At 44.2% G+C, this 23983-nt stretch carries 17 protein-coding genes and 1 pseudogene; 7 read left to right on the top strand and 11 right to left on the bottom strand.

Translation table 11 applies throughout. The annotated features are described in order from the left end of the window. Positions 1 to 17: 17 nt before the first annotated feature. Positions 18 to 2045: a glycogen debranching protein GlgX gene (gene glgX, locus BMZ28_RS04840; protein WP_074821120.1), complete on the bottom strand. Its 2028-nt coding sequence runs from the start codon at positions 2043 to 2045 to the stop codon at positions 18 to 20. Next, a complete protein-coding gene (glgB, locus tag BMZ28_RS04845; RefSeq protein ID WP_074821123.1) occupies positions 2045 to 4231 on the bottom strand; it encodes a 1,4-alpha-glucan branching protein GlgB in 2187 nt (728 codons plus the stop codon). The genes glgX and glgB overlap by 1 nt, the downstream gene beginning before the upstream one ends. A gap of 822 nt (positions 4232 to 5053) precedes the next feature. Here glgB and BMZ28_RS04850 point away from each other — a divergent pair. From BMZ28_RS04850 to BMZ28_RS04865, 4 genes are read left to right on the top strand one after another with little or no spacing between them, the layout of a single operon-like run. After that, positions 5054 to 6010, top strand: coding sequence for a 2-keto-3-deoxygluconate permease 1 (locus BMZ28_RS04850; RefSeq protein WP_047782578.1), 957 nt, complete (start codon positions 5054 to 5056; stop codon positions 6008 to 6010). A gap of 1 nt (position 6011) precedes the next feature. Then, the gene (gene dtnK, locus BMZ28_RS04855) at positions 6012 to 7271 is read left to right on the top strand and encodes a D-threonate kinase (RefSeq protein WP_074821126.1); all 1260 of its coding nucleotides are present in this window, start codon (positions 6012 to 6014) and stop codon (positions 7269 to 7271) included. Next, on the top strand, positions 7264 to 8247 hold the full coding sequence (locus BMZ28_RS04860) for a D-threonate 4-phosphate dehydrogenase (RefSeq protein ID WP_074821130.1): 984 nt from the start codon (positions 7264 to 7266) through the stop codon (positions 8245 to 8247). Before dtnK ends, BMZ28_RS04860 begins: the two co-directional genes overlap by 8 nt. A gap of 14 nt (positions 8248 to 8261) precedes the next feature. Continuing rightward, the gene (locus tag BMZ28_RS04865) at positions 8262 to 9020 is read left to right on the top strand and encodes a DeoR/GlpR family DNA-binding transcription regulator (protein ID WP_074821133.1); all 759 of its coding nucleotides are present in this window, start codon (positions 8262 to 8264) and stop codon (positions 9018 to 9020) included. A gap of 24 nt (positions 9021 to 9044) precedes the next feature. Here the strand turns inward: BMZ28_RS04865 and BMZ28_RS04870 are convergent, their stop codons facing one another. The 6 genes from BMZ28_RS04870 to pbpG (BMZ28_RS04895) form a co-directional block, all read right to left on the bottom strand. After that, entirely contained in the window at positions 9045 to 9317 is a 273-nt protein-coding gene (locus tag BMZ28_RS04870; RefSeq protein WP_047782579.1) for a GNAT family N-acetyltransferase, read from the bottom strand. Positions 9318 to 9324: 7 nt separating this feature from the next. Then, positions 9325 to 9555: a (4Fe-4S)-binding protein gene (locus tag BMZ28_RS04875; protein WP_047780721.1), complete on the bottom strand. Its 231-nt coding sequence runs from the start codon at positions 9553 to 9555 to the stop codon at positions 9325 to 9327. Between the two features lie 162 nt (positions 9556 to 9717). Continuing rightward, on the bottom strand, positions 9718 to 10308 hold the full coding sequence (locus BMZ28_RS04880; RefSeq protein WP_047782580.1) for a Yip1 family protein: 591 nt from the start codon (positions 10306 to 10308) through the stop codon (positions 9718 to 9720). A 181-nt stretch (positions 10309 to 10489) separates the two neighbouring features. After that, positions 10490 to 11434 (bottom strand): DUF808 domain-containing protein, encoded by a 945-nt coding sequence (locus BMZ28_RS04885; protein ID WP_047780722.1) that lies wholly within the window; start codon positions 11432 to 11434, stop codon positions 10490 to 10492. Between the two features lie 141 nt (positions 11435 to 11575). Then, positions 11576 to 12502, bottom strand: a complete 927-nt coding sequence (gene pbpG / locus BMZ28_RS04890) for a D-alanyl-D-alanine endopeptidase (protein WP_074821135.1) — start codon at positions 12500 to 12502, stop codon at positions 11576 to 11578. A 213-nt stretch (positions 12503 to 12715) separates the two neighbouring features. Next, positions 12716 to 13645: a D-alanyl-D-alanine endopeptidase gene (pbpG, locus tag BMZ28_RS04895; protein ID WP_074821138.1), complete on the bottom strand. Its 930-nt coding sequence runs from the start codon at positions 13643 to 13645 to the stop codon at positions 12716 to 12718. A 275-nt stretch (positions 13646 to 13920) separates the two neighbouring features. Between pbpG (BMZ28_RS04895) and BMZ28_RS04900 the strand changes: the two genes are divergently transcribed. Further along, positions 13921 to 14625: a Dph6-related ATP pyrophosphatase gene (locus tag BMZ28_RS04900; RefSeq protein ID WP_074821141.1), complete on the top strand. Its 705-nt coding sequence runs from the start codon at positions 13921 to 13923 to the stop codon at positions 14623 to 14625. A gap of 16 nt (positions 14626 to 14641) precedes the next feature. Here the strand turns inward: BMZ28_RS04900 and BMZ28_RS04905 are convergent, their stop codons facing one another. After that, positions 14642 to 15628 carry a glycosyltransferase family 9 protein gene (locus BMZ28_RS04905; protein WP_074821144.1) on the bottom strand — a complete coding sequence of 329 codons (987 nt, stop codon included), beginning with the start codon at positions 15626 to 15628 and terminating at the stop codon, positions 14642 to 14644. 963 nt (positions 15629 to 16591) lie between these two features. On the opposite strand from BMZ28_RS04905, the gene BMZ28_RS04910 reads away from it, so the two are divergent. Further along, the gene (locus tag BMZ28_RS04910; RefSeq protein ID WP_074821146.1) at positions 16592 to 18958 is read left to right on the top strand and encodes an autotransporter outer membrane beta-barrel domain-containing protein; all 2367 of its coding nucleotides are present in this window, start codon (positions 16592 to 16594) and stop codon (positions 18956 to 18958) included. Between the two features lie 126 nt (positions 18959 to 19084). On the opposite strand, the gene dusC is transcribed toward BMZ28_RS04910, so the two are convergent. After that, the gene (gene dusC / locus BMZ28_RS04915; RefSeq protein ID WP_047782581.1) at positions 19085 to 20023 is read right to left on the bottom strand and encodes a tRNA dihydrouridine(16) synthase DusC; all 939 of its coding nucleotides are present in this window, start codon (positions 20021 to 20023) and stop codon (positions 19085 to 19087) included. A 762-nt stretch (positions 20024 to 20785) separates the two neighbouring features. Here dusC and BMZ28_RS04920 point away from each other — a divergent pair. Then, the gene (locus BMZ28_RS04920; RefSeq protein WP_047780728.1) at positions 20786 to 23140 is read left to right on the top strand and encodes an autotransporter outer membrane beta-barrel domain-containing protein; all 2355 of its coding nucleotides are present in this window, start codon (positions 20786 to 20788) and stop codon (positions 23138 to 23140) included. 244 nt (positions 23141 to 23384) lie between these two features. Here the strand turns inward: BMZ28_RS04920 and BMZ28_RS04925 are convergent. Next, positions 23385 to 23678: pseudogene (locus tag BMZ28_RS04925) on the bottom strand (tRNA-dihydrouridine synthase); the annotation flags it as partial. Positions 23679 to 23983 lie beyond the last annotated feature (305 nt).

Below are 23983 nucleotides of genomic sequence, written 5' to 3' on the forward strand. Positions count from 1 at the left end.
GCCGCCAAACGGCGTGATTAAATGTGTTTCTTATCTTGATGTAATACGCTGATGCTACGGGGTTCAGCAGTACACTGGTTTTCTGTAACAGATACTTCTCGCAGTGAGAACGGCGCTGTTACGCGCCAGTTTACTGATGGTAACGTCAGGGTTTGTTGACTGTCGCAGTGGTTAACTATCACCAGCCACTCACCGGACAACAAAATTTGTAGCGGTTGGTGTTCTCCACGCTGCCACTCTTCCGGCGACATGGGGGCACCTTGCTGATTAAGCCAATCGACGTCTTTACTTTGGGTTTCTGCTGTAACTTCGCCAGACCACCAGCTTTCAGTAGTTAACGCAGGAATTTTTTTCCGCAGGGCGATCAGGCCAGCGGTGAATGCGATGAGTTCTTCATCGGCCTGAATCCAGTTAAGCCAACTGAGCGGGGAGTTCTGACAGTAGGCATTGTTATTACCTTGCTGACTATTTCCTTGTTCATCGCCGGCCAACAACATGGGCGTTCCTTGAGAAAGCAACAATGTGCTGAGCAGAGCCCGTGCGCTGGTGGAGCGACGTGACAGGGTTGACTCATCAGCGTGCAAGCCTTCAATACCGTGGTTGTTACTGTAGTTACTGTTACTACCATCCCGGTTATCTTCCCCATTGGCTTCATTGTGCTTATGGTTAAAGCTGACCAGATCCCGCAGGGTGAAGCCATCATGAGAGGTGATTTTATTCACCGAGGCGGAGGGCAAACGTTCGCTATGGTGAAAGATATCGCTGGAAGCCGCATAGCGGCAGGCAAATGTACCCAGCGACATTGAGCCTTCCAGCCAGAAACGACGCATATCATCGCGGAAGCGATCGTTCCATTCAGCAAAGGGTTGTGGAAAGTGACCAAGCTGGTAGCCACCGATGCCAATATCCCAGGGTTCAGCAATCAACTTTAGTTTAGATAAGATTGGGTCTTGAACGATTTTAGTCAGCAATGGTGAGCCAGAGGAAAACGCCGGGGTTCGTCCTAATACGCTGGCTAAATCAAAGCGGAAACCGTCAATATGGCATTCACTGGCCCAAAAATGCAGACAGTCCAGCACCCATTGCATGGCGGCAGGGTGAGTCAGACGAGTGGTATTGCCGCATCCGGTCCAGTTATGATAATCGCCATCTTCTTTCTGCCAGTAATAGCTACTGTTATCAATTCCCCGTAACGATAGCGTTGGGCCAGAAAGATCAAGTTCCGCGGTGTGGTTAAACACCACGTCGAGAATCACTTCAATACCGGCCTGATGCAGGGTTTTAACCATATCGCGAAATTCGGACAGTGGCGTGCTACCTGCGCGCTCAGACCAATAGTCCGGCTCAATCGCAAAAGGTGCCAGGACGTTATAGCCCCAGTAGTTAGTTAACCGGTGCTTTTGCAGTCGCGGTTCATCGAGATGCATTTGAACCGGCAGCAGTTCCAGCGTGGTAACCCCCAGTTTCTGCAAGTACTGAATCATCACCGGATGCGCTATTGCGGCGTAAGTGCCGCGCAAAATAGCCGGAATATCCGGGTGGGTTTTGGTCAGTCCGCGGACGTGGGCTTCATATAGCACGGTTTTTGCCCAAGGAATGTCAGGCAGGGTATCGTTCTGCCAGTCATAGGGTTCATGAGTCACAATGCTCTTTGGGGCAATCTCGGCGCTGTCCTGCGGGTCAGGCTCTGCGCCACCGTCACTTAACCACGGGCTATCAATAGCTTTACTGCTTAACGCCAAGCTATAGGGATCAATCAGTAGCTTTTGCGGATTGAAGCGCCAGCCCTGCTGTGGATCCCATGGCCCATAAACCCGATAGCCATAGTGCAAACCGGGTTGCCGTCCGGGCAGATAACCGTGCCAAACGTGATGAGTGCATTCGGGCAGCAGGAGTCTTAACTCTTCGCCTTTATCATCAAACAAACAGAGCTCGACCCGTTCTGCGTGCTCAGAATAGAGAGCAAAATTAACCCCTTTACCATCAAAGTGACTACCGAGAGGATAAGGGACGCCAGCGAGTATTTGAGTATGACTCTGCTCCATTAGCCCTCCCGCTGTAGGTAGAGGGTGGCAAGAGGGGGAAGAACCAAATTCAGCGAATGTTCTTTATGATGCGATGGCAGCGGCTCGCTGTGAACGCCACCCAGATTGCCGGCATTACTGCCGCGATAAAATGCAGAATCGGTATTCAGTATCTCTTGGTAGTGCCCCGGCTGGTTGATGCCGATGCGGTAGTTTTCTCGCAGTACCGGTGTGAAATTGCTGATGACGATGATTTCATTGCCTGCGGCATCACGGCGTACAAAGGCAAAAACTGAGTTTTCATGGTCATTTACCACCAACCACTCAAAGCCTTCTGGCGCGTAGTCCAACTGATATAGCGCAGGCTGTTGCTGATAGCAGTGATTAAGGTCGCGTACTAAATCTTGTATGCCGTTATGCCAACCGCCTTGAATGGGGTCAAGCAGGTGCCAGTCAAGGCTGGCATCATGGTTCCATTCCCGTCCCTGAGCAAATTCATTACCCATAAACAGCAGCTTTTTGCCGGGATGACCCCACATAAAGCCATAATAGGCGCGCAGATTGGCAAACTGTTGCCAGGTATCTCCCGGCATTTTGCCTAGCAGAGAACGTTTACCGTGCACGACTTCATCATGGGATAGCGGCAGAATAAAGTTTTCGGTATGGGCATAGAACATACCGAAGGTCATAAGATTATGGTGGTATTGGCGATACACCGGATCCAGCGACATATAGTCCAGCGTGTCGTGCATCCAGCCCAGATCCCACTTGTAATGAAAGCCGAGGCCGTCTGCTTCTGGTGGTAGCGTCACGCCGGGATAATCGGTTGATTCTTCCGCAATAGTGATGGCCCCAGGGCACTCGGTACCAATAATTTTATTGGTGTGGCGTAGAAACTCGATGGCTTCAAGGTTTTCTTTACCACCGTACTGATTGGGAATCCACTCCCCGTCGGCGCGGCTATAGTTGCGGTAAATCATGGATGCGACGGCATCAACTCGTAGTCCATCAAGGCCAAAGCGTTCAATCCAGTAAAGGGCATTACCGGCCAGATAGTTACAAACCTCATGACGGCTGTAGTTATAAATCAGGGTGTTCCAGTCTTGATGAAAGCCTTCACGCGGATCCGCATATTCGAACAGAGCGGTACCGTCAAATTGAACTAATCCATGGGCATCATCGGGGAAGTGGGCGGTAACCCAGTCAAGCAATACGTTAATACCGGCTTTATGGGCGGTAGTAATCAAATAGCGAAAATCTTCCAGAGTGCCAAATCGGCGGGTTGGGGCATACATACCAATTGGTTGATATCCCCATGACCCATCAAACGGATGTTCGTTAATCGGTAATAGTTCAATATGGGTAAATCCCATATATTTAACGTAAGGGATGAGCTGGTCGGCCAATTCCCGATAGCTAAGCCAGCTATTATCATCAGTATGGCGTCGCCAGGAACCGAGGTGTACTTCGTAGATGGAGATGGGCGATGAGAAATCATTAGCCTTGCGACGTTGGTCCGACATCACGACGCGCGTTGGCAATTGAGCGATGCGTGATGCGGTATCCGGGCGCATTTCTGCGGCAAAAGCATAGGGATCGGCTTTCAGTATGGTCTGGCCGTGACAGTCAATGATTTCATACTTATACAGCTGTCCAACTTGCACATGAGGGAGAAACAGTTCCCAAATACCGTTCTCTTTACGCAGACGCATCGGATGGCGGCGACCATCCCAGAAGTTAAATTCACCAACCACCGATACTCGCCGGGCATTAGGTGCCCATACGGTAAAAGTGACACCGTCGACATTATCCATTCGGGTTGGGTGTGCGCCAAGTCGTTCATAAGGGCGCAGGTGGGTACCTTCAGCCAGCAACCAAGTGTCGAGTTCTTGAAGTAGAGGGCCAAAACGGTAGGGATCTTCTATGACTTGTTGGGTTTCTCCCCAATCAATTAAGAGTTGATAGCGATAGGGGGTATTCCGCGGAGATAGGGTGGCGGAAAAGAAACCCGTTTGCTCCGTTTGCTCCAATACCGCGAGTATTGTTTGACTCTCTTTATCTAATACCTTGATCTGCTGGGCATTAGGGGCAAAGGCTCGGATAGCAAATCCATGGTGGGTTTTATGGATACCCAATATGGAAAAAGGGTCGGCATAATGGCCTGAAGTTAGCTGTTGGATAACAGCCCTGTCGATAAGATCTGACATCCATATTCCCCAAATTTATTTTTAGCTGGCGGTAAATTTAAATAGCCTAAAAAATATAATATCGTTAAATAATAGTACGATATTAATAAATTACTCATTTAACCTTACTTAACTACCAGATTAAAACTGTGAGTTAGTTCTGGTATTTATATAATAGACGCTATATAGCTCAACATGCTAAAAAATTGATATTTTTATTACGGGAAAGGATAAAAAAACAGAGTTGGAAAATATGGGTGATTAAATAAAAACATGGGAGATGAGTCTCATAATTTGATTTGTAAAGCCATTGTTTATCAGTACGTTAGTTGAAAAGGTAATCGTTGGGTTAGTGTGGTTAATTGCGACTTCTATCTTATTTTTTAATATTTTATAGCTGTGTCATTGTATCATATTTCATGCGCCCATTAGTGTGATGCCGGTGGGGTGGTATATTATTATTTAAAGTTATTTCTTGGTTATTTATATTGCTCTTTTACGTCATTACAGAGAGGTTGTTGATGTGAATATTATTTAATATTTTTTATTGTTATATAGCACAACAACATACGAACAAAGAGAGACGGAAATACCGTTTAGTTTATTGTTTTGTCATTCCTGGTGATGTTCCTTCCTTAAGAGAATTCCGCGGTGAGTCGTTTATTAAAGCTATGGTCAATCCATTGTGGAGGACTGGGCTGTCTTACGGTATGTGTGATTTTTATTAATCATTCTGATTTTAAATAATCAAAAATATGTAAAGTGCAGTAGAGATCACAGTTTAATGTCAATGATTAAATATAATCATTTATGAATAATAAAAATCATTTTGCTGAGGGTACTATGAATATTAAAAAAACGATTGAGAAGATCCCTGGCGGTATGATGGTGGTTCCACTGGTACTGGGAGCCATGATCAATACGTTTGCGCCGGAAGCGCTCAATATTGGTGGCTTTACCACTGCGTTGTTTAAAGGTGGTGCAGCGCCGTTAATCGGGGCATTTCTATTGTGTATGGGGGCGGGTATCAGCGTTAAAGCGGCACCTCACGCCATATTGCAGGGCGGTACCATTACCTTGACCAAGCTGTTGGTAGCGGTGGTGATTGGACTCGCAGTTGAACGTTTTTTTGGCGCTGATGGTCTGTTTGGCTTAACCGGTTTGGCGATTATCGCCGCGATGAGTAACTCCAATGGTGGATTATACGCCGCGCTGGTAGGTGAATTTGGCAATGAGCGTGATGTCGGCGCAATCTCGATTCTTTCCCTGAATGATGGTCCATTCTTTACCATGATTGCCCTAGGGGCCGCGGGTATGGCAAACATTCCTATTATGGCATTGGTGGCGGTACTGGTGCCTTTAGTTGTGGGCATGATTCTCGGTAACTTGGATCCACAGATGCGTGATTTCCTGACCAAAGGTGGCCCTCTGTTGATCCCATTCTTTGCTTTTGCCCTGGGGGCCGGTATTGACCTGCATATGCTGGTGAAAGGTGGACTGGCGGGTATCGCGTTGGGTGTGTTAACCACATTGGTTGGTGGCTTCTTTAATATTAAAGCGGATCGCTTAGTGGGTGGCACCGGGGTCGCTGGTGCGGCAGCATCAAGTACTGCTGGTAATGCGGTTGCAACGCCGTTAGCCATCGCAACTGCCGATCCGTCACTTGCCGAAGTCGCCAATGCTGCTGCGCCATTGATTGCCGCTTCGGTGATTACGACGGCCATTTTGGTACCGATATTGACTTCCTGGGTAGTGAAACGCAATGCCCTACGTGAAGCAAAACTGGCCGGAGAAAACTAAGATGAGAATGCTGGTGATTGCCGATGATTTTACTGGCGCCAATGATACCGGTGTTCAGTTGGCCAAAAAAGGTGCCCGAACCGATGTCCTGCTAGAGGAAAAACCGTTACGTCACCATAAGTCGGATGTATTGGTGATCAACACCGAAAGTCGAGCTGATACAGCTCATCAGGCTGCCGAAAAGGTCACTCGGGCGATAAATACCCAAGGTTCATCACTACAGGTCTATAAGAAGATTGACTCGACTTTCCGCGGCAATGTAGGCGCGGAAATTGAGGCGGCGATGAAAGCCTGTGGGGCGAAGATTGCGTTGGTCGCTGCCGCTATCCCGGCTGCGGGACGCGTCACCCTCGGTGGAATGTGTCTGGTTAATCGGATTCCGCTCGTAGAGACTGAGTTTGCCAGCGATCCGAAAACACCGATTAACTCATCACGCATCAAAGATATTATCGGCCAGCAAAGTTGCTTACCGATTCATGAAGTTTTTATGTCTCAGGTTCGTTCCCCTGCGCTGGTGGATACACTTATTCGTTTAGCTGAAGGGCCGGAAAGCATTGTGGTACTGGATGCTGAAGTAGAAAGCGATCTTTCTGCAATAGCGGATACGTTGGTGCATCTTCCCCAGCCTTATTTGCTGGTGGGAGCCGCAGGACTTGCTGGCGCTTTACCTTCCTCTCTGTATCTGGAAGACCGGCAGAAGCTGCCGGTGCTGGTTGTCGCTGGCTCAATGAGTGAGGCGACCCGTAAACAGATTCTCTACGCTCAGCGAGAAAAAGCACTGGGTATCATTGATGTTGATGTCGAACAACTGCTGCAAGCGGATAACCGCAGCGTAATGAAGCAGATTATTGAACAAGCGGCAGAAGTATTACATGAACGCAGACATTGTGTATTGCGTACCTGCCGGGATGAAGCCGCTCGCCAAATGATCGACCAACTGTGTGAGCGCTATCAGCTTAATCGACAACAATTGGGCGACAAGATCAGCGCAACGCTGGGTTCGATTACTCTGGAATTACTGGCGTTATCGCAAATTGGTGGCCTGTTTTTGACCGGTGGCGATATTGCCATTGCCGTGGCCCGTTCACTGAATGCCGAAGGATATCGAATTTCCGGTGAAGTCTCTCCCTGTATTCCTTGTGGCGCATTTGTTAACAGCGACATTGATGACCTGCCGGTCATTACTAAGGCCGGGGGATTTGGTGCAGACAGCGCACTGAGCGACGCTATTTATTATATTGAGGAGATGTACCATGGGTAGTAAAACAATTGCCGTTACAATGGGTGATCCTGCCGGTATCAGTCCGGAAATCATTATTAAAGCCATGGCAGAAGGTTCGTTGTCTGGTGCACCGGCGGTGGTAATTGGCTGTCTGTATACGCTACGTCGGGTACAGGCTTTGGGTATTGTGCCGAAGGTTGAACTCAGAGAAATTCAACGCGTGTCAGAGGCGAAATTTACGCCGGGGGTGATTCACGTTCTGGATGAGCCGTTAGCTAATCCGCAAGAGTTAGTGCCGGGTAAGGTTCAGGCACAGGCGGGGGATCTGGCTTATCGTTGCGTTAAACGTGCGACAGAACTGGCGTTGGCAGGGGAAGTTCAGGCGATTGCTACAGCACCATTAAATAAAGAGGCGTTGCATTCTGCCGGACATCTATACCCGGGACATACAGAGTTGTTAGCGAAGCTGACCGATACCCGTGATTATGCCATGGTGCTGTATACCGATACCTTAAAGGTGATTCATGTCACCACGCATATTTCGTTGCGTAAATTCCTTGATACATTGAACCGAAATCGGGTTGAAACGGTGATTGGCATGGCGGATACCTTCCTGAAGCGCGTGGGCTTCCCGAATCCGCGTATTGCCGTCGCCGGAGTAAACCCTCATGCTGGAGAGAATGGCCTGTTTGGTGATGAAGAAATTAACATACTCACGCCATCCATTGACGCCATGAAGGCCAAAGGAATAGACGTTTATGGGCCGTGTGCGCCGGATACGGTATTCCTGCAAGCCAATGAAGGGCGTTATGACATGGTGGTGGCGATGTATCACGATCAGGGGCATATTCCACTAAAACTACTGGGTTTCCATGACGGCGTAAATATTACAGCCGGATTACCGTTCATCCGTACCTCGGCGGATCACGGTACCGCCTTTGATATTGCATGGACAGGCAAAGCCAAATCTGAGAGCATGGCGATATCTATGGAGCTAGCTCTGAAACTTGCCTGATTTATACGAGTGCTATGAAAGGACAAAGTCGCCTTGACCAGATTATGGACTTCCTGAAAAGCCATAATCTGGTTACCGTTGAACAGTTAGTTGCTGCTATTGATGCCTCTCCGGCGACGATTCGCCGCGATTTAATTAAGTTGGATAAACAGGGTGTGATTATTCGCAGTCATGGCGGCGTCACACTCGATCGTTTTATTTCCAACCAGCCCACTACCAATGAAAAAATTCACCGTAGCCAACATGAAAAGCAGGCTATTGCCCAACATGCGGCCAGCATGGTAAAAGCCGGTGATTCTGTGGTGTTGGATGCCGGCACCACCATGATGGAATTGGCACGTAATTTAACTCATTTACCGCTAAGGGTGATTACCGCAGATTTACATATTGCCCTGTTTCTGTCGGGGTTTAAGCAAATCGAAGTCACCATCATCGGTGGGCGGATTGATGATAGCAGTCAGTCCTGCATTGGCGATCACGGTCGTCGTTTATTACGTCATATCTATCCTGATATTGCTTTTATTAGCTGTAACTCCTGGAGTTTGGAGCGGGGGATTACCACACCAACGGAAGAGAAAGCCGGATTGAAGCAGGACTTAGCCGCCAACGCGCGTAAGCGCGTGTTGTTGGCTGACAGCAGTAAATATGGTGCTTACTCACTGTTTTGCGTGACACCGCTGAATACATTGACGAATATTGTTACCGACAAAGGATTGTCGGCAGAGGTTCAGAGTCAGCTTAAACAGCAGCCGTTTATCTTGAAGTTGGTGTAATGCTGGCCTGATAAATCGCCGGTATCAGGCTCTGATATCCTGATATTCCGGCGTGACATCAAATTCGTGCTTGGCAAACGGGCAGAGTGGAATAATTTTTCGTTGTTCATTACGCATTTTCTCCACCACTTTTAACACCAGATTTTTGCCTACCCCCTGACCTTTAAGGCGCGCATCTACATAGGTGTGGTCAATAATAGCCAGCTTTTCTCCGGTGGGGACAAAAGCGATTTCTGCCAGCATATTACCGTCTGGATCATTCACATAAAAACGGTTTTCACCCTCAAGAATATTGATACTCATTTTATTTCTCCTGGTATTGTAGTGCGCCGCTGGGACAGGTATCGATTACCCGTTTTACTTCTTCAAGGGTCGCGTTATCAGGCACAATCCAGGGTTTACGTGACAGGTTAAAAATGGCGTGATTACCGCGTACGCAGTTGCCAGAATGCTGACAAATGTTGGTGTTAAAATAAACATCTATTTTATTCCCGACGTAGCGACGATAACCTTTTTCGATTAATTCATTATTCATCGACAGGGCTCTCTGTGAGGATGGTGTGGTTAAATCATTGGCTTTAAGTATAGATAACCACAAAAAAACGGGCTGACGAGTGGCAGATAATTAATCGATATGGGAAAGATAAAAGGGCACAGTCGTTGAAGATTGCGCCCTTTTAGCGATTAAGAAATGGTATTACCAGAAATGAGCCCCGTAGCCCCAAAGCAATACGGTAATGGCTAACAGCGCTTCCAGAACTAACACACCGATGGCCAACGTTGAACTGGAGAAGATAAATCCTTCACTGCGGTCAATATTCATAAACGTTGGAATACCAGAATAGAGCAGATAGGCGCAATAACATAGACCGATAATGCCGGCCAATAGGCACAGCCAAACCAACGGATATAGCGCGACCAGACCGCTTAAAAACATGGGGGTAGCGGTATAACCAGCAAAAATAATACAACGTTCAAGGCTAGGGCGTTGTTCATAACGTCGGGCTAGCCGATAGATCACTTGACCCACCAGAACGACTGCCGCCAGTAACATGGCATAAAAAATAATGGCGATATAGCCTGCGGTAAACATCGATACTTTCATTGGCGGTATATCGTTGAGCATCCAACCAAATTGAGTGGTACCGATAAATGAGCTGACAACGGGAATCGCCGCCAGAACTAACAGATTGCGGGTATAGAGATGGGAAAGCGTCTCTTTTTCCTGACTGATTTGTTGGAATTCCCGGCCCGGATGAGTCAGAAGTCCCCATACATGATTAAACATCATAAGACACCCCATGTTTGCCAATGGCCGCACCGGGAAAAAACTAAACCTGTAGATCAGGCCTATTTTGCGGTCTCAGATCCAGTATAGATAACGGGGGATGCTTTGTTGTAAAGGGGAGCGGAAATGTATTTCAAAACGTGTAAGCCTGTCGATAATTAGCGACAGGCTTCAGAGAGAATTAGTTTGATTTATTTGCTGATTTTTTAGGTATGACCTTGCTGATAACAGACACACCAAGTAACACCATAGCACCGGCAATAACACCAAATAGCATGTTGAGCAAAGTCGGTGACAACGCTTGTAACAGGCTACCGATGGCAGGAACTGAAGCGGTGGCGGCAGACCAGTTAGTAATGAGCTGGCTGATGGGGGCGAGCCCATGAGTCAAAATGCCGCCACCTACCATAAACATGGCGGCGGTACCGACAACTGATAAGGTACGCATCAGATAAGGCGTTGTGTTTACCAGCCCGTTACCCACGGCTTTCGCCAAACGGGCTTTTTTATCACGCAGGTAAAAACCAACATCATCCAACCTAACGATGCCGGCTACCAGACCATAAACACCTATGGTCATTGTAATCGCAATACCCGACATCACCAGCACCTGCTGGAGAAAGCCGGTGTGGGCGACGGTACCTAGGGTAATCGCGATAATCTCCGCTGATAAAATAAAGTCAGTGCGGATAGCACCTTTGACTTTTTGTTTTTCATAAGCGGCGATTTCTTCTTGAGATAAGGCGGGCGTATTAGCTTGTGGATCATTATCGTTGTGGGGCGCTTTAGGGTGCAGATATTTATGCGCCAGCTTTTCAAACCCTTCATAGCAAAGGAATGCGCCGCCGAGCATCAGTAATGGTGTGACCGCCCAGGGAATAAATGCGCTGATCGCTAATGCCAGCGGTACCAAAATCAGCTTATTGATAAACGAGCCTTTCGCAACGGCCCAGACCACCGGAAGTTCCCGATCGGCTCTGACCCCGCTGACCTGTTGAGCGTTAAGCGCCAGATCGTCACCTAATACCCCCGAAGTTTTTTTAGCGGCAACTTTGGTCATTAGGGCGACATCGTCAAGGACGGCGGCAATATCATCAAGTAATGCGAGTAAACTGCTTCCTGCCAATTTGGTAGGCTCCTAAAATTAAAAATAGTTAAGGGAGACGGAATGTTAACAGAGGAAATAGTATATTAAGGCTGATTCATCTGCTATAGAAATATAGCAGATGAATAGAGGGTTCATACCACAGAGCTCATCTCAGAATTGCTAATTAAGCGTGGTTTGTAACGCTTTTTGCTTGCGGTAATTTTTAGCCGCTTGAGGCACGGGTGGCGCTTCTCCGGTTTCCATCCATTTCCGTAGGCGGTTGGCATCGGCAAAGTGGGTGTATTTGCCGAAGGCGTCGAGTACCACTAACGTCACTTCGCGATGATTTATGGTGGTGCGCATGGCTAGGCAATGGCCGGCCTGATTGGTGAAACCGGTTTTGGTTAACTGAATATTCCAGTCGTCTTTTTTAACCAGATAGTTGGTATTGCGGAATTCTAAAGTGTAGTTAGGCTTCTGGAAGCTGATAGTTTTTTCCTGAGTGGTACTTAATTGACTGAGCAGAGGGTATTGTTTACTGGCAAACAGCAGACGGGTTAAATCGTTGGCCGTTGATACGTTCTGCTCGGACAGACCAGTAGGCTCGACATAGTGCGTGTGAGTCATGCCCAGCGCTTTGGCTTTATCATTCATTGCCTTAATAAAGGCGTTATAGCCACCGGGATAGCTATGGGCCAGCGCCGCCGCGGCTCGGTTTTCTGATGACATTAGCGCCAGCAACATAATATCTCCCCGAGAAACCTCACTGCCCACTTTAACGCGAGAATATACCCCTTCCAGTTCTTTGGTTTGATTGATGGTTACCGGGATGATTTCAGTCAGCGATAGCTTTTTATCCAGCACCACCATAGCGGTCATTAATTTAGTAATAGAGGCAATCGGTACCACTTTATCCGGATTGGTAGAGTAAATAACCTTGTTATTTTTCATATCAATGACCAGCGCACTGCCGGAAGCAATCTCTGGCTGTGCTGCGGACTTGGAGGCTATTGTTGGCGCTCCGGTGGCCTGAACAGTGGAAACAGAAAAGGTACCGGCAGAGAGAATGAACAGACTTAGCAGAGAGTAACGAATTTTTGTGCGCATAGTGACTAACTTTTGGCTTCTTTTGGTAGTGAAAGGGGGTGTTAATTGGCAAGAAGTATAAGTGAGAATGCGGATTTTCGCCTATGGCAGGATTTGTAATTAATTGTGTTATTGAGATTAGCAAATCGTTATCGGGGATGAAGTGGGAGTCGTCTTCAAGATCAGACCCCGGTTTTCACCGGGGTGACGAAGGGCAGATACCGCGTGTAGACATTATCCTTGGCGTAAGGATTTAGCTTTCTGTTTCTTAGTATTTTTATTACTGACTTCGGCAATTGATAGACTTTGACCGGATTCCATCCAATTACGTAAGCGATTCGCATCGGCAAAATGGGTGTACTTACCATAAGCATCAAGCATGACCAGCGCGACTTCTCGGTTGCCAATGGTGGTACGCATGGTTAAACAACGGCCAGCTTCATCGGTGTAGCCCGTTTTAGTCAGTTGAATTTTCCAATCATGATTGCGGATGAGGTGATTGGTATTGTGAAATTCAAGGGTATATCGTGGATTCTCAAACGAAACGGTTTTCCCCTCAGTGGTACTGAGCTGGCTGAGCATGGGATATTTCTTGGTTGCGATGACCAAGCGACTTAAGTCTCTGGCCGTGGAGACATTCTTCTCTGATAAGCCGGTAGGCTCAACATAGCGAGTATTCTTCATACCAAGAGATTTAGCTTTGGCATTCATCGCCTTAATAAAAGCGCGATAGCCACCGGGGTAGTTGTGAGCCAGACTAGCTGCCGCTCGGTTTTCTGAAGACATTAAAGCTAACAGCAGCATTTCCTTACGGGTTATTTCACTACCCACTTTTACGCGGGAGAAAACCCCTCTTAATTCTTTGGTTTCATTAATTTTTACCGGAATGACCTGGGTTAATGGTTGCTTGGCGTCCAGTACCACCATCGCAGTCATCAGTTTAGTTAGGGAAGCGATAGGAACCACTTTATCCGGATTACTGGAATAGAGCACCTTGCGGCTTTGTATATCCACCACTAACGCACTTTTTGACGAAAGCTCAGGCTTAGCCGGTGAGCTTTGGGAAACCCCGTGCGTATTCTTAGCCGATACTGTGGTAGCCGCCAGAAATCCCGAAGTGAAAATCGCCAGACTTAATAAAGTAAAACGAATTTGTGTGCGCATATGATGATGACTTCAATAAATTATTAATGAATGAACAGAATGTTCGACCAGTGAAATTATAATTTATGCTTTAACTCTACGAACAGTAAAACAACGACTTATTCAGCTTAATATGGGGTGATTATTTGTAAGTAATTGTATTTTTCTGCTGATTTATAGATAGTTATAGTTCTAGCTAAGGAATTAAGCCATTTTTTGATATGATTTTTTATTCAGTTAATCATTAAGATCCCACTACATGGATTTACTTAGCATAATAATCAGGTGAGTTTCAGGTGAAAAACGTCCGTCTTCAACCGCAAAAACAGCCGGTAATGGTCGCCACTTCCGGTGGTAAAGATGCCACTCTGGCGCTGCATCGTCTGCGCCATGATGCAAGGTTTGCTGAATATCAGCCGATTGGTTTAATGACAATGTTTGATGCGAATACCGGTCGATCAACCGCCCACCATATCCGCCAGAACGTTTTACAGGCTCAGGCTGATGCCTTGGGGCTTGAGCTGCATATATTAACGCTGGAAGATAAACGCGGTCATGCCTATGCGGATTACGATGATAAGGTTGGGCAGTTTTATCAGGAGCTTGTTCAGCAGGGAATTAATCATGTGATGTACGGCGATATTCATCTGGAGGATGTTAAAGCCTATCGGGATAACCTCAACCAACGCCACGGTGTGCAGGGAGTTTATCCGTTATGGGGGGCAACGACGCAACAGGTGACGGACGAGTTTCTGGATTTGGGCTATAAAACCACTATTGTTGCCGTTGATGGCACTCGACTGAGTTCAGACTATCTGGGACAAATAATTGATACGCAACTATTGGATAATTTGCCGGAAGGGATCGATCGCTGTGCGGAATATGGTGAATATCATACTTTTTGCCTTGATGGCCCGATGTTTACTAAGGCTGTAGAAATCCGCCAAGGTGAACTGTGGACGGATGGACGCAATAACTATGTTGATTTGCTGTTGAGATGAATGTTTGTGAGCTTCTTTAAGGTAAAACAGCCTTGTTTGAAGGGGATGAGATAAGGAAGGTTTCAACGGCCTTTTTAATTTCAATTTCAGGAATGTTATTAACATTGTTGGTATCAAAGAGACAGATTGCCTGTTCCGATAGCGGCCCCCATTTCTCTAATGATGTTCCCGCGTACAGAGCTACCAGATTCTTGTTCATGCAAGCAGCAAAGTGACATATCCCGCCATCACCAACCAGAACGATATCGGCCAGATTGAGTACTGATAAGAAGCTGTTTAAATCAGGGGTAATAAATATCTGTGATGGCATATTGAGGGCATGTTGTAGTTCCTTTGCTTGCTTTTTATCTTTCTTATGGCAGGAAATGATCAAGCTAATATCATGTTTTTTATAAATATCATTGGCGATACTTGCTAATGATGTTGATGAGAGTGTACTGCTGATTCGGTTATTGGATACTGAAACTAACAGATAGGGGGAAGGTAATGATACAGAGAGCGGAGTCAGTCTATTGAGACTAATTTTGGGGTAAAGATCAGAAGAAATATGTTGGATCGCCGGATCAAAAATTCGCAGACATTGTAGTGCCTGATGGCCTATTTTATACAAATCTGCGTTTCGTGGATGATTGATAAATTTTGAATGCCAGCTTTTCTCATCAACAATCGCCAGATTATGTTTACCGCCAAGAACAGCCAGAAATAGGTTATTTAACTTCATGGGTGATGATTTCACCGAAATCACCAGATCAAATTTTTCAGCACGGTATGTTAAACCAGCTCTTAGTAACGAAAGATATTTGTTTCCGGCAGGGATAACGACCGTTTTAAGATGAGTAAAAAAGTAGGGGACGATGCTGTGATTACGTTCATCAACGAATAACGTAATCACAGCATCTGGATAGGTTTTCTCCAGATGCATGATGAGTGGAACTGCGCAGATAAAATCTCCAAATCCATTTCGGCGAACGATGGCAATTTTTCTAATATCCTGTTGGTACATGTTCTTGTTCGTTCCCTCAAATCATTGGCTAAATTGATACGATCTTTTCTATTAATTGATGCTTACTTATTGATCGTTCTGGATAGACTCCATCGTTTGTGAAAACGATAATATATTAAATTGATCTGTTTTGACTATCAATAAGTTAATTATGATCGGTTTTGGCGATTAAATCTATTGATAATGGATTATCGATCGTTAGTATCGATCGATTGAGTGGGATAAGGATGGTTTAGTATTTAGGGGTAATTAATCTACTATTCGTTTCAACATTACACGCTTCAGATTCACTGGACAGATAGAATTGATAAAAAGCATCGGTATCTGGCATAGAAAAGATATATTCGTCACTCTGAATATAATCGGCAATATTGACTTAATGGGGTAAGAATGTGCGAATGGTTATACTTTATATAAAAAAACCATATAAATTCAATATAACAATCTGCAATCCTTATCATGTGTGAGTTTTAGTTTTGCTGTTTTTTGCTTATTTTGTTTTTTATATTAATTTAAAATGAAGCTCTTTTGTTTTTGTTTTTCAATTTTTTTATTCTTTTTTATTACTTTTTATTTTTTTAACTATTTCATTCGATTTTTTATATTTCTATTTTAAATCAATTAGTTGTTTGTTTTTCTTTAATTTTATAGCATGATTTTTATTGAGAGATAAGCTGTGGCTGAGATTGGGCTCTCTATTTTAGGTGGTTATTCTTCGTGGTATGATTTAAATGGTTGGCTTATGCCAGTTTATTAATTCAATTTGTTTTTATTTGTAATTTCAATTACAGATTTATTATTCTGATTCATTAACTAAATAACTCATGTATATCTGTTGTATATAATATAAATACTCATGTGATTTTTTGGCATTCTAAATTTAAATAAGTTTAGTTTAGGCCACGATTTAGTGTTTTTTATAAAAGTGCACGGTAAATAACAAGGAAAGAAGGAACTATCGTTATGGAATATGGTTTACGTAAAACGTATTTAAGCTTGGTTATTTCATCTATTTTCACTGCATCTCTATCCGTGTCCGCTTATGCCGCCCCTTGTGGTGGATATAGTGTTAAAAACGTTTGCGAGCAAGATAAATTTGGACCAGATGAGTTCTATAGTATTAGCCCCGGAGATGGTGTTTCCATCGGTAGTGAAGATCATCATTTTATTCTGAACGGTGATGGTTATGAACTTTATAATCCACAGGCTCATTTTCGCGCGCAGATAACTTCAGGTACCGTTAAATATACTGAAATGAATAATAGCCGGCTGAATATTAGTTTGACCAGTTTTAGCGGTAATTCGACGAGTTATTATGGCCGGGCAGAAAATACCACATTAAATGATAGTTTAATGTGGGTAACAACGACGGCAGATCAAACGGTAGCCAAAGGAAAATCAAAGATTGTCGTATCTACTCAGTTTAGCAACAGAGGGGAGGCTTTTGTTAGTGTCAATGATGATGGTTCAATTTCGTATGCACCGTTAGTGACGAATAGCCGTTATTATGACACTTCAGGTGAGATGCTTTGGGGTATAAAGCGTGAGGATAAAAATTGGGATACTCAAGCGACAACACAAAATTCGGTTTTTTTTGATCACAGCGAGCAAGTTATTGAGTCAAGTGGCCACAGTATTGATGCCGAGTTTAACGATAGCTCGAATCAATGGGTGAAGGTCGAAGGTGTATCTAGCGGAGCGCGCTTTTATGGTTCTGCAATGCAGTTAATATCCGCAGGCGGTGAGGCGAAAGATACTTCATTAAATGACCATGCTTCCTCCCGAGTAGGGATGGGGGGCTTGCTGAGTGGAACCACGCAGCTAAATGATGCTGCGGCCCTTTATATGGATACCGCCAGTCGCGATGGTGCCGTGGCGGACAAGGTGGTACTCAACGGCGAAAATAGCGCCTTGGTGGTCAATTATAGTGATGAAAATGATGCTTTTGCTACGGTGAATGACCTGAACATGATCGGTGGTACGGTAAGTTTTGAGAACGGTGGTGCTGATAACTACGTTAATCTGCATTTAGGCTCGCTTTCTGGCTCCGGCGTATTTAGCTTCAATACCACGATTAATCAGGGCAAGGGAAATACGTTGTTTGTTGATAATGCCAGTGGAAGCCATAAGGTAATGATTACCGATTCAGGTGAAGAGATAACTTCCGCCGAGAATCTGACGCTGAATATCATTAATGATAAAAGTAGCGGCGCTGATTTTTCTTTAGCCTCTATTTCCGGTGAGAATATTGCCGGTGTTGACGGTGGTACATACATGTATAGCCTTAAACAACAAAGTGGCAAAGATGGTTTAGCCGGTAGCGTGTGGTATTTAGGAGCCGACTGGCAACCCGCTCAAGAAATAGAACCAGAAATAATGTCTCCGCTAACCCCGCCAAACGGCTCTAAAAAAACCACACCATCAACCGATGCAGTGCTCAGTTTAGCCTCAGCCAGCCAGTTTATTTTTGATGGTGAATTACAAACTCTACGTCAGAGAAAGGGAGATTTAAAGACTGGTGTTGGTCATAATTATGGGACATGGGGGCGTTATTTAACCAATAACACTCGGGTTGAAACTTCATCGGGTGCGGCCTATAAGCTACAGCAGAATGGCGTTGAGATTGGTGTAGATAAGGCAATAAGCTTAGACTCAGGAAAAGTGCTGATTGGCGGATTAACCGCCTACAGTAACAATAAGTTGAAACATGCGCGCGGCGGTAACAGTGAGATAGATAGCTATAGCCTGGGTATTTATGCCACTTATTTGGATAACCTTGGTTATTATCTTGACGGTGTCATAAAAGCCAACCGCTTTAATCATTCTCTTAATGCCCGGATGACCAGCGGTAATACCGTCAAGAGCGATTATCATCAGAACGCTATCGGGGCGGCGATTGAAACGGGTTATAACTATCAGGCCGGTTTGGGGATGTTTATTGAACCTTACTTGCGAGCCAGTTACTTTAGTGCTGAAAGCAAAAGTATCACCTTGAATAATGGTATGAAGGCTGATATTGATCAAAGTCATTCAGCGAAAGGGGAAGTGGGTATCACCGTTGGCAAAGCATTTGACTTAAACAATGGCACCAAGCTTAGCCCTTATGTGCGAGTGGCGATTGAACGTGAGCTTATCCGTTCGAACAAAGTACGAATAAACCAACGATATGATTTCAATAACGATTTTTCAGGTAATATTGGCAAATATGGTGTGGGTCTGAGTGCTCAAATTTCCGCTCAAACCTCACTATATATGGAAATGGATTATCGTAAAGGCAGTCAGGTTGAAACACCGATTGAAGGAAATCTGGGCTTCCGGTTTAATTTTTAATTAATCGTATTGTCATTCGTCACTAACCGAAGGGGGGGATCCTCTTCGGTTTTTGTCTATTTAATGATATTGAAGGGTGATGGGGCGCTTTCTTTTTTGTGTTGAGGTGTTTTTAACTGAGCTAAACTAGGCTTTAAATCCCTGAATTTGCAAAGCTAGCTGTTTAGCATTATTACTTGCTCTAACAACAGTAAATAGCTCTGAAGCTTGTTGGTATTCTTTCTTTAAATATCCCAGCCACTGCTTGGTTCTGGCAATATTATAGAAACCGGTATCATACGGATTCTCAGTCTGAACGTATTTCTTTAGCAGTTCTAACACGTCTTCCCAAGGCATTTTCTCTTGTTGATGTTTCACCACTGATCCCAGATTGGGGATATTTAAGCCACCGCGACCAAGCATAAGGGCATCACAGCCGGTTATTTCCAGGCAGCGCTGAGCATCTTCATAACTCCATATCTCGCCGTTGGCGATCACGGGTATGGATAAACGTTGGCGAATGTCGCCAATGGCCTGCCAATTAATTTTATCTGCTTTATAGCCGTCTTCTTTAGTACGTCCGTGCACCACTAATTCGCTGGCTCCGCCTTGTTGCGCCGCATCGGCGATTTCAAAACGATGCTCAATAGAATCCCAGCCTAAGCGAATTTTCACCGATAGCGGTTGATGTGTAGGGATGGCTTGGCGCATCGCTTTTGTAACCTGATAGATAGTTTCAGGCGTGCGTAACAGGCTGGCACCACCATCGCCACCCACCACACGCTTAGCCGGGCAACCGCAGTTGAGATCGATACCATGTGAACCCATCTCAATCGCTCTGGCGGCGTTTTCAGCCATCCATTGTGGCGAGTTACCCAATAGTTGAACGCGAACCGGTGTACCGGACTTGGTACGTCCACCGTTATGTAGCTCAGGGCAGAGGCGATAGAAGGCCTTCGTTGATAGCAGGGTATGCACCACACGTACAAACTCCGTTACGCAGAGATCGTAGTCGTTAATTTCCGTGAGTAATTCACGAACATAAGCATCCAATACGCCTTCCATTGGCGCCAACATTACACGCATCTGGTTCACCGAGTAGATAAAATTGTTCAAAAGCGGCGGCATTCTCGCATGGAAAAGAGAGATTCGCCATCTTGAGATAGCCGGTAAGATTGATTTGATGGGTAAGTGTGCGTAACTGGTTCTATTTTATATAAAATAAACAGAAGTCATATGTTAAGGTGTTATTTTTTTTGGTATTTTGTTTTCTTGGTTTTAATTTTTTATTGGAGAGCCCTGTTTTTTATATGTTTTTTTGTTTTTTATTTTGGTTTTATTTTTTATTTATTTTTTTTGTTATTTTGTTTTTTTAATTTTTAATTAAATTTTATGCATATTATTTTTGTTTTTTTTCAATGTTGTTTTTTTATCGTTATTATTTTTATTTTAACTCACGAATTTAAAATATATGATTTTATTTTTTTCATTTAAAATCATATGGTTGAGTTTATTTTTTTATTTTAAGTATTTGTTTAAATAAATAAAGCACGCATTTGATATTGTTATTTTTATTAATTTTTTTGTTTTTGATGGTTATTTTATATGTTAGGATATAAAAATCAGGTCTGTAATTTTGTTATTGTAATAGGTTCTGATTGCTATATTGATTTTTAGACTTAACATTTCAATTGATTAAATTTAAAGCGCATTATGCTTTTGTTTTTTATGACAAAAATATGCTCTATAACTTTTTCATTCTAAATTTAAATAAATTTAGTTTAGGCCGAAATTTGGTTTTTTTATAAAAATGTACGGCGAACGACAAGGAAACAAGGAACTGTCATTATGGAATATGGTTTACGTAAAACGCATTTAAGCTTGATTATTTCCTCTATTTTTACTGCATCTCTATCCGTGTCCGCTTATGCGGCCCCTTGTGGTGACGGTAATATCGAGAAAATTTGCGAACAGAATAAGTTTGCACCGGGAGAGTTCTATTCCATTTCACCTGGCGATGGTGTTTCCATCGGTAGTGAAGATAATCATTTTGTCCTGAACGGTGATGGATATGAGAGGTATGAGCCATTGGCTCACTTTTACGCTAGTGTATTTTCTGGCACCGTTAAATATACTGAACTGAATAACATTCAGTTGATTATTTCCGGAACATATTGGAAGACTGATTATTATGGCCGGGCAGAAAATACCACATTAAATGATAGTTTAATGTGGGTAACAACGACGGCAGATCAAACGGTAGCTAAAGGAAAATCAGAGGTTGTTGTATCTACCCAGTTTGCGAAGGGCGGATCTACCTGGGTTGAAACTACTGAGGATGGTTCATCAGTTTTTTATGCGCCGGTAGTGACAAATAGTCGTTATTATGACACTTCAAAGGAGACGGTTTGGGGTATAAAGCGTGCGGATAAAAATTGGGATACTCTGGCGACATCACAAAACTCGGTTTTCTTTGATGGCAGCCATCAAACTGTTTTGTCAAATGGCCATAGTATTGATGCCAAGTTTAACGATAATTCAACTCAGCAGGTTAAAAAAGAGGGATTATCGAGTGGCGCGCGCTTTTATGGTTCAGCCAGTCAACTGATATCTGAATATGGAGAGGCAAAGGATACCTCATTAAATGACCATGCATACTCCCGAGTGAATGCTAGGGGGTTGCTGAGTGGAACCACACAGGTTAATGACGCAGCGATCCTTTATATGGATACTGCCGGTCGCGATGGTGCCGTGGCGGATAAGGTGGTGCTCAACGGCGAAAATAGCGCCTTGGTGGTCAATTATAGTGATGAAAATGATGCTTTTGCTACGGTGAATGATCTGAATATGATCGGTGGTACGGTGAGCTTTGAGAACGGTGGTGCTGATAACTACGTTAATCTGCATTTGGGCTCGCTTTCTGGCTTCGGCGTGTTTAGCTTTAATACCACGCTTAATCAGGGCAAGGGAAATACGTTGTTTGTTGATAATGCCAGTGGAAGCCATAAGGTAATGATTACCGATTCAGGTGAAGAGATAACTTCCGCTGAAAATCTGACGTTGAATATCATTAATGATAAAAGTAGCGGCGCTGATTTTTCTTTAGCCTCTATTTCCGGGGAGAATATTGCTGCTGTTGATGGTGGTACATATATGTATAGCCTTAAACAACAAAGTGGCAAAGATGGTTTAGCCGGTAACGTGTGGTATTTAGGGGCTGACTGGCAAGCCGATCCAGAACCAGAAATAACAACTCCGCTGACCCCGCTAATCGTATCTAAAAAAACTACGCCGTCAACTGATGCGGTACTCAACATGGCGTCAGCCAGCCAGTTTATTTTTGATGGCGAATTACAAACTCTACGTCAGAGAAAGGGAGATTTAAAGACTGGGGTTGGTCATGATTATGGGACATGGGGGCGTTATTTAACCAATAACACTCGGGTTGAAACTTCATCGGGTGCGGCCTATAAGTTACAGCAGGATGGCCTTGAGATTGGTGTAGATAAGGCAATAAGTTTAGCTGCCGGAAAGTTAGTACTCGGTGGTTTCACTGCCTACAGTAATAATAAATTGAAAAATGCGCGCGGTGGTAACAGTGATATAGATAGCTATAGTCTGGGTGTTTATGCCACTTATTTGGATAACCTTGGTTATTACCTTGATGGTGTCATAAAAGCCAACCGTTTTAATCATTCTCTTAATGCCCGGATGACCAGCGGTAATACCGCCAAGAGCGAGTATCATCAGAACGCTATCGGAGCGGCGATTGAAACGGGTTATAACTACCAGGCCGGTTGGGGAATGTTTATTGAGCCTTACTTGCGTGCCAGTTACTTTAGCGCTGAAAGCAAAAGCATCACCTTGAATAACGGTATGAAGGCCGATATTGATCAAAGTCGTTCTGCGAAAGGGGAAGCGGGTGTCACCGTTGGTAAAGTGTTTGACCTAAACAATGGTGCTAAGCTTAGTCCTTATGTGCGAGCGGCGATTGAACGTGAGTTTATTCGTTCGAATAAAGTACGAATTAACCAACGCAATGATTTCAATAACGATTTTTCAGGTGATATTGGCAAATATGGTGTGGGTCTGAGTGCTCAAATTACCGCTCAAACCTCACTATATATGGAGATGGATTACCGTAAAGGCAGTCAGGTTGAAACGCCGATTGAAGGTAATCTGGGCTTCCGCATTAATTTTTAATTAATAACGCAATTTGCCTATTATGAACCGAAGAGGTGTGAATCTCTTCGGTTTTCGTGTATTTAATGATACTGAAGGGTAATGGGGTGCTTTCTTTTTTGTCTTAAGCTGTTTTAACTAAGCTAACCTCGGCTGTAAATGCCTGAATTTGCCAAGCCAGATATTTAGCATTATTACTTGCTCGAATAACAGTCAATAGCTCTGAAGCTTGTTGGTATTCCTTCTTTTAATACCCCAGTCACTGCTTAGTCGGGCAACCGCCGTTGAGAACGATACCATGGGAACCCATCTCAACCGTTCTGGCGGCGTTTTCTACCATCCACTGCGGTGAGTTACCCAGTAATTGCACGCGAACCGGTGTACTTGATTTGGTGCGTCCTCCATTATGTAGCTCAGGACAGAGGCGATAGAAGGCCTTCGGTAATAGGAGGGTATACAGCACACGTACAAACTCCGTTACGCAGAGATCGTAGATGAGTAGTCGTTCACGAATATAAGCATCCAATACGCCTTCCATTGGCGCCAGCATTACACGCATCAGGTTCACCGAATAGATAGAATTGATAAAAGCAGCGGCATTCTCGCGTGGAAAAGAGAGATTCGCTATTTTGAGTAGGGGGTGAGGTGTAGCGGGTAAGAACTATTTAGTGGGTAATAATTTAAATAATGATTATTTTTATATGGATCAAATATAAAAATGTTATTTAAATATGGTTTTATCTTTATCTATATGATTTTGGTTTGAGTTGTTTTATTTTTATTTTTAATTTTATTTAAAACTCTTTTATTTTTTAATTTTTCAATATTGTTGCTTTATTTTTAAAATATTTTCATTAAAAGTGG

Source organism: Pragia fontium DSM 5563 = ATCC 49100 (genome assembly GCF_900112475.1).
Taxonomy (GTDB): Bacteria; Pseudomonadota; Gammaproteobacteria; order Enterobacterales; family Enterobacteriaceae; genus Pragia; species Pragia fontium.